At 64.6% G+C, this 11,116-nt stretch carries 11 protein-coding genes; 1 reads left to right on the forward strand and 10 read right to left on the reverse strand.

Going from position 1 to position 11,116, the window contains the following annotated elements; translation table 11 throughout:
- Window positions 1–89: 89 nt before the first annotated feature.
- The 3 genes from V6766_RS20205 to V6766_RS20215 are packed head-to-tail and all read right to left on the reverse strand — an operon-like array spanning window position 90 to window position 5,725.
- Entirely contained in the window at window positions 90–1,310 is a 1,221-nt protein-coding gene (locus tag V6766_RS20205; RefSeq protein WP_448469544.1) for a CmpA/NrtA family ABC transporter substrate-binding protein, read from the reverse strand.
- Between the two features lie 2 nt (window positions 1,311–1,312).
- Entirely contained in the window at window positions 1,313–1,903 is a 591-nt protein-coding gene (locus tag V6766_RS20210; protein ID WP_448469547.1) for an ANTAR domain-containing response regulator, read from the reverse strand.
- Window positions 1,904–1,924: 21 nt separating this feature from the next.
- Window positions 1,925–5,725 (reverse strand): molybdopterin-dependent oxidoreductase, encoded by a 3,801-nt coding sequence (locus tag V6766_RS20215; protein ID WP_448469549.1) that lies wholly within the window; start codon window positions 5,723–5,725, stop codon window positions 1,925–1,927.
- Between the two features lie 295 nt (window positions 5,726–6,020).
- Between V6766_RS20215 and V6766_RS20220 the strand changes: the two genes are divergently transcribed.
- Complete coding sequence (locus V6766_RS20220; RefSeq protein ID WP_448469551.1) at window positions 6,021–6,542, forward strand: DUF488 domain-containing protein; 522 nt, start codon at window positions 6,021–6,023, stop codon at window positions 6,540–6,542.
- A gap of 3 nt (window positions 6,543–6,545) precedes the next feature.
- Here the strand turns inward: V6766_RS20220 and V6766_RS20225 are convergent, their stop codons facing one another.
- From V6766_RS20225 to narI, 7 genes are read right to left on the reverse strand one after another with little or no spacing between them, the layout of a single operon-like run.
- The gene (locus V6766_RS20225) at window positions 6,546–6,836 is read right to left on the reverse strand and encodes a DUF6522 family protein (RefSeq protein ID WP_448469553.1); all 291 of its coding nucleotides are present in this window, start codon (window positions 6,834–6,836) and stop codon (window positions 6,546–6,548) included.
- On the reverse strand, window positions 6,833–7,324 hold the full coding sequence (locus V6766_RS20230) for a group III truncated hemoglobin (protein WP_448469555.1): 492 nt from the start codon (window positions 7,322–7,324) through the stop codon (window positions 6,833–6,835). Before V6766_RS20230 ends, V6766_RS20225 begins: the two co-directional genes overlap by 4 nt.
- 34 nt (window positions 7,325–7,358) lie before the next feature.
- Window positions 7,359–7,880 carry a molybdopterin adenylyltransferase gene (mog, locus tag V6766_RS20235; protein ID WP_448469557.1) on the reverse strand — a complete coding sequence of 174 codons (522 nt, stop codon included), beginning with the start codon at window positions 7,878–7,880 and terminating at the stop codon, window positions 7,359–7,361.
- A gap of 1 nt (window position 7,881) precedes the next feature.
- The gene (moaA, locus tag V6766_RS20240; protein WP_448469559.1) at window positions 7,882–8,895 is read right to left on the reverse strand and encodes a GTP 3',8-cyclase MoaA; all 1,014 of its coding nucleotides are present in this window, start codon (window positions 8,893–8,895) and stop codon (window positions 7,882–7,884) included.
- A 4-nt stretch (window positions 8,896–8,899) separates the two neighbouring features.
- Entirely contained in the window at window positions 8,900–9,463 is a 564-nt protein-coding gene (locus V6766_RS20245) for a DUF2478 domain-containing protein (protein ID WP_448469561.1), read from the reverse strand.
- A 16-nt stretch (window positions 9,464–9,479) separates the two neighbouring features.
- A complete protein-coding gene (locus V6766_RS20250) occupies window positions 9,480–10,385 on the reverse strand; it encodes a peptidylprolyl isomerase (RefSeq protein ID WP_448469562.1) in 906 nt (301 codons plus the stop codon).
- A 6-nt stretch (window positions 10,386–10,391) separates the two neighbouring features.
- Window positions 10,392–11,111 carry a respiratory nitrate reductase subunit gamma gene (narI, locus tag V6766_RS20255; RefSeq protein WP_448469564.1) on the reverse strand — a complete coding sequence of 240 codons (720 nt, stop codon included), beginning with the start codon at window positions 11,109–11,111 and terminating at the stop codon, window positions 10,392–10,394.
- Between the last annotated feature and the right edge of the window lie 5 nt (window positions 11,112–11,116).

Here is an 11,116-nt window from a genome sequence, read left to right on the forward strand (position 1 = left end):
TCGTGACCCTCAATGCAAGGTTCAGAGAGAAAATCATCCAACAGAGTTGATGACGGAGGTGGCTGGCGCGGGCTTTGTCAGCAGTCTGCTCAGATCGCCGCCTTTTGCTGTTCGATATAGGCGCCCACCCGATCGGGATCGAAGGTCTGCCCGTCGAAGAAGCCGTCGGGACCGAGGATAAGACCGCCGGCACTGGCGCCCACCGGCGTCGGCGCCTTGAGCGCGCCCTCCACCTTGAGGCTCGCCCCCGGCAGCGGCGTGTGCAGCGATTGCAGGGCCTTGCGATAGATATCCGGCCGGTAGCTCATTTTCGCGATCTCGGCATTTTCGGCCGAGTGATCGCAAAGCCCCCAGCGCACGATCTGGCTGTAGAACCATAGCGCATGGCTCTGCCAGGGAAAGGTCGCGGCCTTGGCGGAGGTCAGGAAGAAATCCTCGACCGTGGTTTGCGCCTTTTCGCTGACCGCCAGCGTGCCGGAGAACAGCGGCTCGAGCATCGCCCGGTCGACATCGAGATGGCCCGGCTCGGCGAGGATCGCGGCCAGTTCCGGGTGGTTTTCCGGCGCGGCCGCCCATTGCGAGGCCCGGTAGAGGCCGCGCAGCAGCGCCGCCACGGTCTCCTCGTTGGCGTCCACGAAATCGGCCGGCAGCGCCAGCACCTTTTCCGGGCTGGAGCGCCAGATCTTCGCCTTGACGGTGACGATTCGCGCCGCGCCGCGCCGCGCGGCAATCGTGTTCCACGGTTCGCCGGCGCAATAGCCGTCGATCCGTCCGGCTTCCACCGCATCCGGCATGAAGGGCGGCGGCAGCACGACGATCTCGATATCCCGGTCGGGATCGATGCCGTTGGCCGCCAGCCAGTAGCGCAGTTCGAGATTGTGCCCGGAAAACACATAGACGACGCCGAAGCGCAGCCGCGGCAGGCCCTCAGCCTTTCTGGCCGCAATCACCCGTCTCAGCGCTGCCCCCGCTTTGGCCGGGTCAAGATCGCTTTCATCGCCCTCCGCCTCCATCGCAGCGCCGAGCGCCGCCGACACCGTCACCGCATTGCCGCCGAGCCCGAGTGCGATCGGCGCCACCAGTTTCGGCGCCAGCGGAAACAGGCCGAGATTGGCCGCGATCGGCATCGGCGCCAGCACATGGGCGGCCTGCAAGCTGCCGACAGCCAGCCGGTCGCGGATCGCGCTCCACGAGGTTTCCCGCGTCAGGCGGACATTCAGCCCCTCCTCGACGAAAAAGCCTCTCGCCTCGGCGGCCAGAACGATGGCGCTGTCGAGAAGCGGCACAAATCCGATTGAAAGGTCCTGCATCTTCATCTCTCCAGCATCTCGAACGTCATGATCAGGCTCTGCGCCACATCGGCAATCTTACGGTTCTGGTCCATCGCCGTGCGCCGCAGCAGCGCATAGGCCTTTTCCTCGTCCATGCCGCGCGATTTCATCAAAAGCGCCTTGGCGCGGTCGACCACCTTGCGGTTTTCGAGCTGGCTTTTCGCCGCCTCCAGCTCCTGCGCCATGCGCGAAAACGCGTTGAAACGGGAAATCGCCATGTCGAGGATCGGCTTGACGCGCTCCTGCTTCAGCCCGTCGACGACATAGGCCGAAACCCCGGCTTCCACGGCGGCGTGGATTGTCTCTGCATCCGAACGGTCCACGAACATCGCGATCGGCTTTTTCACGGTGCGCGACAGCACGAACAGGCTTTCGAGCATGTCCCGGTTGGGGTTTTCGATGTCGATCACGATCACATCCGGCGACAGACGCTCGATCGTCCGGGCGACGCCGACCAGTTCCTCCACCACGGTGACATTATGGTGGCCGGCCTTGAGCAGGCCGTCCCTGATGATGGCGGCGCGGATCGCGTTTTCATCGATGACAAGGATCGCCAGATCACTGGTGTTCATGAGGCGGCTTCCGCAAAAGGTTCAGTAGACATCGCGCATATAGCGTTTTTCCCGGACGAGCGTCTTAACGTAGCCTTCAGCGGCGGCTTGCGAAAGCCCGCCATGGGTCTCGGCAATCGCCCGAAGTGCGGCATCCACATCCTTCGCCATCCGGCTTGCATCGCCGCAGACATAGAAATGCGCGCCCTCCTCCAGCCACTTCCAGATTTCCCGCCCGTTCTCCGCCATACGGTGCTGGACATAGATCTTCTCCGCCTGGTCGCGCGAAAAGGCGGTGTCGAAGCGCGTGAGCACCCCGCCCTTCAGCCAGGCCTCGATCTCGTCGCGATAGTAATAGCCGCTGTCGCGCGATTGCTCGCCGAAGAACAGCCAGTTCGCCCCACCCGCGCCCGCCGCCTCGCGGTCCTGCAAAAAGGCGCGGAAAGGCGCGATGCCGGTACCCGGCCCGACCATGATCGCCGGCGTTGCGGGGTCCGCCGGCGGGCGGAAATGCGCCTGTTTCTTCACCGAAACGCGCACCGGCGCCTCCGCCGCCCTGTCGGCCAGAAACGCCGAGGCCACGCCCTTGCGGCTTTTCCCGTGGCGGGCATGGCGCAGCACCGAAACCGTCAGATGGATTTCGTCCGGGCTCGCCTTGGGGCTGGAGGCGATCGAATAGAGCCGCGGCTTGAGCTTCTTCAGATGGTCGCAGAACGCCTGCCCGGTAACGGGTTTCGGCGCCATGGCGACAATATCGGCGATCTGCCGGCCCCAGAGCCAGTCATTGAGGGCTTTCCGGTCGGCCGAACTTGTCAGGGTCTTCAGCGTTTCATGCCCGCTGACATCCGCCCACCATTGGAGGAAATCCGGATGCGGCTGACCGATCTCGAAATGATCGCGCAACGCCTCGCCGATGCCGATATCGTGGCCATTGATGCCGGAAATCGGCGTTTCCGCCGGCAATTGCAGAGAGGTCAGGATTTCATCGACAAGCTCGGGACAGTTGCGCGGCATGATGGAAAGCGCGTCGCCCGCCTCATAATCCGCCGCGCCATCGACCCGGAGACCGAACTGGCGCACCTCCTTGGCGCTGCCGGACCCGCTCAGAAGCCGGTTGACGCTGAGCCTGGCCGCCAGGGTTTCGGTTGGCTTTCGCCCATTGGGCCGGGTGCCGGGCTCCGCAGCGGCCGCGCCTTTCGAAGGCACGGAAAGAGTGGCCATCGCCGCTGCAACCGCGTCCGTCTCCTCGCCCGCATCCAGCGTGCGGCAGGCCGCCAGACGCGCCGCGCCGAGCGCTTCAAGCCGGGCATCCAGCTTCCGGCCGAAGCCGCAGAACTGGTTATAGGAACTGTCGCCCATCGCCACCACGGCGTAGCTGAGGTCCTCAAGGCGAGGTGAATCCTCGCGCGAAAGCGCTGCCCAGAAATCGGCCGCATGATCGGGCGGATCGCCATCGCCGAAGGTGCTGACGATGAAGAGCGCCGGGTCCTTTGTCGCAAGGTCACGCGGCGAGACCGCGTCGAGCGGACGCAACGCCGCGCGATAACCGGCCGCGCCAAGCGCATCACAGAGATCGGAGGCCGCCATTTCCGCAGTCCCCGTCTGCGAGGCGAAGAACACCGCGACACCGGGCTTTGACGGGTCCGCGTCCGGCTGCGCGTCCTTGCCTTCCGCCAACACCGGCACGGCCTCGACCTTGCCCCACGCAACCACCGGCGCATCGGGTTCCGCCGCCGCCACGCGGGCGAGCGAAACCGCCGTCACCTTGAACTCCGGCTGCAGCGATATCGGATCGAGGGCATCACCGGTCACCGCATTGACCGCTAGTTGATCGCCAAACACATCGTTCCAGTGAAACGGCGCAAACAGCGCGCCCGGCGAAACCCGATCGGTCACGATAGCGGGCAGCACCGCGCTGCCATGGCGCGAGGTGATGGACACCCGGTCATTGTCGCTGATCTCAAGCGCCGCCGCATCGGCCGGATTGATCTCGACGAAGGGCGCGGCGTTGAGCCTGTTCAGCCGGGCGACCTTGCCGGTCTTGGTCATCGTATGCCACTGGTGCTGCAGCCTGCCGGTGTTGAGAATGAACGGATAGTCGCCATCCGGCATTTCGCGCGGACCGGCATGCGGCCGCGGCCAGAATTTCGCCCGGCCGCTTTCGGTGGCGAAATTCAATCCTGTATCAGGCGCTCGGTAGCGGATCGGGTTGCGCGTGGTCTGCCCCGCCCCGGATGCCGGCCACTGGATGCTGCCTTCGCGCAGACGCTCATAAGTGACGCCGGAAATATCGTAGCCGGTCGCGGGATTGGAAAACTGCCGGATTTCCTCGAACACCTCTGCCGCGCAGTCATAGGTGAAGGCGTCCTCATAGCCCATGGCGCAGGCGACTTTCGCGATGATCTGCCAGTCCGGCAACGCCGCGCCAGGAGCTTTCGCTGCCGCCGCCGTCAACGCCATGTTGCGCTCGGAATTGACCATGACGCCGTCGGCTTCGAACGACACCGCCGCCGGCAGGAGGATATCGGCATAGGGCGTTGTCTCGGTCTCGGCAAAGGCATCCTGGACCACCACGAACGCCGCCCGATCGAGCGCCGCCGTCACCATCTTGCGATTGGCGACGCTTGCGACCGGATTGGTGCAGATGATCCACGCCGCCTTGATGTCGCCCGCCGCCATCGCTTCGAACGTGGCGATGGTGCCGGTGCCCTCCTCGGCGCGGATGGCTCCGGGGGCAAGGCCCCACTCCTCTTCGCAAAAGCGCCGATCCTCGGCTACCAGCGCCGAACGCTGCCCCGGCAGGCCCGGCCCCATATAGCCCATCTCGCGCCCGCCCATGGCATTCGGCTGCCCGGTCAGAGAGAAGGGACCACTGCCGGGGCGACAGATCTTGCCCGTTGCAAGATGCAGATTGCAGATCGCATTGGTGTTGAACGTGCCCTGCACCGACTGATTGAGCCCCATGGTCCAGAAGGTCATGAAATCGCCGACGGCAAGCAGCATATCGGCCGCGGCCCTGATGTCCTCAACCTCAAGCCCGGTGACCGTCGCGACCCGCTCCGGCGGATAGTCGGCGAGAAAGGCGGGCATATCCGCCCAGCCCTCCGTATGGGCGTCGATGAAGGCCTCATCGATGCCGCCTGCTTCGACGATCAGATGCAGGATGCCGTTGAGGAGCGCGAGATCGGTCCCGGGTTTCGGCGCGAGATACAAATCGGCCTTCTCGGCGGTGGCGGTGCGACGCGGATCAATGACGATCAGCTTCGCTTCTGCCCTCACCCGGTCCATCATCCTGAGAAACAGGATCGGATGGCAATCGGCCATGTTCGAGCCGATCACGAGGAACAGATCGGCCTTCTCGATGTCGTCATAGGATCCCGGCGGCGCGTCCGCCCCCAGCGACAGCTTGTAGCCGGACCCGGCGCTGGCCATGCACAGCCTGGAATTGGATTCGATATGGCGCGTGCGCAAGAAACCCTTGGCGAGTTTGTTGGCAAGATACTGCGCCTCCATCGACATCTGGCCGGAGACATAGAGCGCCACGGCGTCCGGCCCGTGTTCATCGGCAATAGAGCGCAGCCTTCTAGACGTTTCGGCAATCGCCGCATCGATGGATAGGGCTTCCGGCGCAACGCCCTCGCCCCGGACAAGCGCGGTTTCGAGCCGGCCGGGCGCGGCGATCGCCTCATGCGCGGTCTTGCCCTTGGTGCAGAGCCGCCCGCGATTGGCAGGATGGTCCTTGTCACCGGAAAGCCGGACAATCCGCCCGTCCTCGACATCGAGCACCACGCCGCAGCCGACGCCGCAATAGGGACAGACGCTCTTGACGGTCTCTACGCCCATCGCCGTCCCCCGTCCTGAAAAGGGCCGACGATTGACGAGTACCGGAGATGACGCGCAGAATGGATCATAGGCCGGGATGGCATCGGCTTTCCTCGCTGTCTAAAATGAAAACAAAAAAGCCACGGCATCGTTCGAAGCGCTTCCTTGAAGGAAACGGTTCTCGGATCCGCAGCTTTGCGATGGAATGCCCGCCATTGGACATTGATAGGTTCAACGATAGTCCGACACGCGGCGACTTTCAAGTCCGCCGGTTGAATTGCGGAAGCGGGCCGCCACAAGGGAGGATGACAGCGCGATGCCGGTGAAGATCAAACGGGTCTATGACGAACCCGACAAGGCGGACGGCCTGCGCGTCCTCGTCGACCGTCTCTGGCCGCGCGGCCTTGCGAAGGACAAGGCCCGCGTCGATCTCTGGGCCAAGGAGGTCGCGCCCTCAGGCGACCTGCGCAAATGGTTTGCGCACAGAAAAGACCGGTGGGAGGATTTTCAACGGCGCTACCGCGCGGAGCTTGCGGAAAACGCCGCGCTTGATGAGCTTTGCGCAAAGAGCGAGAAACACACCGTAACCTTGCTCTACGCCGCCCGCGACGAATGCATCAACCACGCGCGGGTGCTCGCGGCCGTCATCGCGGAAAGGAGCGACCGCCACGCAGAGACAGATCAGTCGGACGAAGGCGCGGTGGAAGTGTCGTCCCCGCCCTGCTTTCTGCACGAACTCGACCCGGCCTGGCTGGGAACGGAAAGCCGCGACGGCGAAACGGCCGATCCGGAAGCCGACCAACAGCCCTCGCATAAGAAAACCGGCGGCCCGGAATAGCGCTCAGAGCGAACGCCCGCCGGAGGTGACGATGGTGAACTCGTCGTCTTCGACCCTGCCATCCTCGCGCACGGTCAGCCGCCAGCGGCGATTGCCGATACGGAAGGAGAGGCGCCAGCGCCCCGCGTCCTCGCCGTCGCCGCGCTCCACCGACGACCGCACCTGCCCGCGCGCCGTCATCGCGCGCAGTTCATCGACGCCGAGGCCGAAGCGGCGGGCGAGCCGCTCCGCGCCGATTTCGAACTGGCCTTCCGCATTGCGTTCGATGAAGGTCCCGGTTTCCTCAGCGCTCATGATCTCGCACCGTTTGCCGGGCGGGCAAGGTCGGCATGGCCGATCGGGCACAGGCCGGTCGTATCTTCGCCGCGATGAAAGCCGATGGCCAGACGGAAGGAATGAGCGATGCGCATGGCCCTGTCGAGAAACAGCGAAGCCACTTCTTCCGGGCAGGTCGCATCCACGGTTTCGGCGAAGAGCTGCAGCCAGCGGCGGAAATGCCGCTCCTCGATTTCAGGGATCGCCAGATGCGGCGGCAGCGGGCGGCCTTGATAGCGCGCGGTGCGCAACAGCGTCGCCGACCAGAAATCGCACATCCGCTGAAGATGGCGCGGCCAGTCATCGGCGGCGATGCGGCTGTTGAACACCGGTCCGAGCAGCGGGTCCTCGCGGATCCGGTCGTAAAAGCCGTGCACCACATCGCGGATCATCGCCTCGTCCAGAACCTCGGGAAGCGGTTTGCCGTCGATGATCACGGTGCGCTCCGGCGCGGGACGTCCTCTCATGTCCAAAACTCCTTCTTGCAAACCACGACCGACCTCAGCCCGGCGGACGATGGGCCTTGATCCGCGCCGGATCGGTCTCGATGCGGCCGGCGCCGATCAGGTCGAGACAATAGGGGATCGCCGGGAATACCGCATCGAGGCAAAGCCTTATTGACGCCGGGCGGCCCGGCAGGTTGACGATCAGGCTCTTTCCGCGCACGCCGGCGGTCTGGCGGGAGAGGATGGCGGTCGGCGCCTGTTCCAGGCTGATGCGCCGCATCAGCTCGCCGAAGCCCGGCAATTCCTTCTCCATCACCGCCTGCATCGCCTCCGGCGTCTCGTCGCGGGGCGCAGGGCCCGTGCCGCCGGTGGTCAGGATCAGGTCGGCGCGAACAGTGTCGCACAACTCCGTCAGCGTATCCCGCACCGAGGCGACGCCGTCCGGGATGACGACGCGGTTCAGGGCATAAGGTGACGTGACGGTTTCCGCCAGCCAGGTCTCGATCATGGCGCCGCTTTGATCTTCGTATTCGCCGCGGCTGGCGCGATCTGAAATGGTCAGTGCAACGATCAGCATTTTAACCTCCTAGCACGGACATCGTCCGCCCGATGCCCTCGACATGGTCACTCGTAATCGAAAATGCATGCCCCTCGGGCTTCATCGCCACCGCTTGCGAGATCAGCGCATCGACCGGCGTGTCGTCCTCGCTCGTTCGCAGGGTCTCCCTGAGACCGACCCGACCTTCATCGCCCATACAGGTGTAAAGATCGCCGGTGGCGCTGACGCGCAGGCGATTGCACGCGGCGCAGAAACCGCAGGAAAGTGGCGTGATGAACCCCAGAACACCGCCGGTTTCGGCGACCCGCACATAATGCGCCGGGCCACCGCTTTTCAAGGCAAGCGGCTGAAGCGTCCAGCGCTTCGAAAGCGTTTCGCGAAGCTGCGAAAGCGACAGAAAACTCTCCCGGCGGTCATGCCGTCCCTCGCCGAGCGGCATTTCCTCGATCAGCGTCAGGTCCATGTCTCGTTCATGGGCAAAGCGGATCAGGTCGTCCACCTCCTGCTCGAAGGCACCGCGCATGGCGACAGCGTTGATCTTGACCCTGAGGCCCGCCGCCTGCGCCGCCGCGATGCCGGCGAAGACCCGTTCGATCCGGCCCCAGCGGGTGATCGCCTGATAGCGCTCGGGGTCGAGCGTGTCGAGCGAGACGTTGACCCGGCGCACGCCATGGGCAAACAGCGCTTCCGCGTAACGATCCAGCAGCGTGCCGTTGGTCGTCAGCGTCAGCTCATCGAGCATGCCGCGCTTCAGATCCGCGCCAAGCATGGCGAACAGCGCCATGATATTCTTGCGCACCAGCGGCTCGCCGCCGGTGATCCTGATCTTGCGCACGCCGCGCGCCATGAAGATGCGCGACAGCCGGTGGAGTTCCTCAAGGTCGAGGATTTCACGGCGTGGCAGAAACGTCATGTTCTCGGACATGCAATAGGTGCAGCGCAGGTCGCAGCGGTCCGTCACCGAAAGCCGGAGATAGGTTGCGGTGCGGCCGAAGCCGTCGACGAGCGGGCGCGGCACGACCTGTGTTGTCATGCGTTCATGCCGCATCGCGCACCTGCCTTGCACGAGCGGTGGTGTCGCAACACCATTGCAGGACAGCATCGGTGTCGGGCGGCAAAGCTTTTGACAGACCGCCTGAAAACGCCAGCCAGCCATCGAGATAAGGCTGCTTCACCGAGGTCAGGATCGGCACGCACGCCACGAAGGCGGCCTCGAAAACCGAGCGCAACCCGCCGCCCTGCTCTTCCCCTTTGCCGAAACGGTTGAGAATCAGGAGGTCGGGCCGCATCCCGATCCGCGCCTCGGCGAAAACGGCGGCGTCCGAAAGCGCATTGAAATCCAGCCTGCAGCCGCGCGCATGCGCGCCGAGCGCCTGCATGATCTGCCAGCGTTGGCCGGTGGCGATATCTTCCAGATCGACCGCGCCGCAGCACTGGCCCTCGTCCTTTTCGGCATGTTGAACGAAGCCTTCGACCCGATACCCCTTGGCCACGAGCCACCGGGCGACCGCTTCGAGAACCCGGTCGGCGGCGTCATCCTGCATGAACGGGATGAAGCCCAGCGGCTTGCATTGACCCATCGCTCCTGTTCCGTCCGCCATCACAAACCTCTTTGCCTTACTGCACCAGCGGCCCATCGGCGCCGGCGATATCGATGCCCTCGATTTCGGCTTCCGCCGCCAGAACCGCGATGAACTGCGCGACCGCCTTCGACCAGGCCGCCGCCTCCAGCCAGGCGGCGATGCGCGGCTGGACCGCCTCGAACGGCAATTGCGCACCCTCGATCCGGCGATCCATGCGGATGATGTGGAAACCGTAGCGGGTTTCAACCGGCGAACCGACCAATTCGCCCTCCGGTAGCCGCATCAGCACTGCCTCGAATTCCGGCACGGTACTGCCCGGCGAAAGCTGGCCGAGATTGCCGCCCTGTTCCGCCGACGGACAGGCCGAACGCGCCCGCGCCAGCTCACTGAAGCGAACGGCGCCTGCTTGAAGGTCCGCAATCATCTGCTCCGCCTCGGCACGCGCCTGCCGCCTGGCGGCCTCGTCCGTCGGATTTGCGGCAAGCAGGATATGGCGCGCCTCGAAGATCGGTTCTGAGCGGAAGCGGCTCCGGTTGTTATCGTAGAACCGGCGGCATTCCGTCTCGCCGGCAGAGGGCACGTCGACCGATGCCTCGATCAGCGCCCGGATCGCCGCATCCTCGGCGGTCTCGGTCTTGCCGTCGACAGTTGCCTGCGGCGTGCCGGTCACCTGCTGCTCTGCGGCCTTCTGCAGCAGCAGCTCGCGGATGACGAGCGCTTCGGCGGCAGCCCTCAGCGCCGCGCCGGGATTGTCGGCCGGGTGGTTCTGGGCTTCGGCAAGGATGGCGCTTTCGGAAATTGCCACCCCGTTGACGAAAATCTCGGAAAACACCGGCCGCGCCTTGGGCGGTATTTTCGTGTCGACGGCCTGATAGCCGCTGCCCGGCTCCGGCCCGGCGCCGGACGTTTGCGGCTGTTGCGGTGTGAAAAGGTTGACCATTTCTCGTCACTCCGCCGGTGTGCCGTTGATGCGCGATCCGTCGCCCTTCTGCCGGGCGACCTGATAGCCGGGACGCCAGATATAGCGCACCGGCGCGCTCAGCATGTGCACCAGCCGGGTGAAGGGGAAGACGAGCAGAATGGTGAGGCCCAGGAAAATATGCGCCTTGAAGATCCAGGCCGCATCGGCGACGTAGGAAGAAGCTGCGAAATTGAAGGTGAAGATGCCCTGCGCCCAGCTCATGAATTTCACCATTTCATGGCCGTCGAGATGGTGCAGCGACACCGGGATCGTGCCGAGGCCGAGCAGAAGCTGCAGCCAGAGCAGGATGATGATCATCGTGTCGCTGAAGGTCGAGGCGGCGCGCACCCGCGCATCGAACAGCCGGCGATGGACCAGCAGCGTCGCGCCGACAATGCCCATCACCCCGGCAATGCCGCCGGCGACGACGGCCAGCAGCTGCTTGGCCCCGTGGCTGATGCCGAGCGCATCGAAAATCCAGATCGGCGTCAAAAGCCCGACGAGGTGGCCGACGAAGATCACCAGCACGCCGAGGTGAAACAGCACCGAACCCCAGATAAGCTGCTTGCGCCGCAGCAATTGCGACGAACCCGAGCGCCACGAATAGGGCTCGCGATCATAGCGAATGACCGTTCCCAGGATCAGCACCGTGAGCGCTATATAGGGATAGATGCCGAAAACGAGGGTGTTGAGATAGGCTGACATGGTCT

Source organism: Martelella sp. AMO21009 (assembly GCF_053484295.1).

Coding starts and splice junctions, on each gene's coding strand:
- V6766_RS20205 (WP_448469544.1), bottom strand. CDS start 1,310: ATGCAGGACCTTTCAATCGGATTTGTGCCGCTTCTCGACAGCGCCATC.
- V6766_RS20210 (WP_448469547.1), bottom strand. CDS start 1,903: ATGAACACCAGTGATCTGGCGATCCTTGTCATCGATGAAAACGCGATC.
- V6766_RS20215 (WP_448469549.1), bottom strand. CDS start 5,725: ATGGGCGTAGAGACCGTCAAGAGCGTCTGTCCCTATTGCGGCGTCGGC.
- V6766_RS20220 (WP_448469551.1), top strand. CDS start 6,021: ATGCCGGTGAAGATCAAACGGGTCTATGACGAACCCGACAAGGCGGAC.
- V6766_RS20225 (WP_448469553.1), bottom strand. CDS start 6,836: ATGAGCGCTGAGGAAACCGGGACCTTCATCGAACGCAATGCGGAAGGC.
- V6766_RS20230 (WP_448469555.1), bottom strand. CDS start 7,324: ATGAGAGGACGTCCCGCGCCGGAGCGCACCGTGATCATCGACGGCAAA.
- mog (WP_448469557.1), bottom strand. CDS start 7,880: ATGCTGATCGTTGCACTGACCATTTCAGATCGCGCCAGCCGCGGCGAA.
- moaA (WP_448469559.1), bottom strand. CDS start 8,895: ATGACAACACAGGTCGTGCCGCGCCCGCTCGTCGACGGCTTCGGCCGC.
- V6766_RS20245 (WP_448469561.1), bottom strand. CDS start 9,463: ATGGCGGACGGAACAGGAGCGATGGGTCAATGCAAGCCGCTGGGCTTC.
- V6766_RS20250 (WP_448469562.1), bottom strand. CDS start 10,385: ATGGTCAACCTTTTCACACCGCAACAGCCGCAAACGTCCGGCGCCGGG.
- narI (WP_448469564.1), bottom strand. CDS start 11,111: ATGTCAGCCTATCTCAACACCCTCGTTTTCGGCATCTATCCCTATATA.